1 protein-coding gene is annotated in these 296 nt (G+C 64.2%); it reads left to right on the forward strand.

The genetic code is table 11. The features are described 5' to 3' along the window. On the forward strand, positions 1-296 hold a 296-nt coding region (locus D1646_RS22170), incomplete at both ends, for a phage terminase large subunit (RefSeq protein WP_201754807.1).

The following is a 296-nucleotide window of genomic DNA, read 5'->3' on the forward strand; positions in this document are numbered from 1 at the left end:
CCCTGGTCCTTCTGCTTCAAGTCCTTCAATCCCCCCGCTATGGCCCGCAGCTGGACCAACAAGTATGTCCTGGAGCCCAAAGCGGGCCGCCTGGTCCACCACAGCACCTACCTGACCGCCCCTCAGGACTGGCTGGGGCCCCGGTTCCTGGCGGACGCGGACCACCTGAAGGAGACCAACGAGACCGCCTATCGCCACGAGTACCTAGGTGAGGTGGTGGGCAGCGGCACAGCGGTATTTGAAAATCTGCGGCTGGAGCCCATCAGCGACGGGCAGATTGCCGCCTTCGACTACCG

It is taken from the genome of Pseudoflavonifractor sp. 60 (genome assembly GCF_009911645.1).
Lineage (GTDB): Bacteria > Bacillota > Clostridia > Oscillospirales > Oscillospiraceae > Lawsonibacter.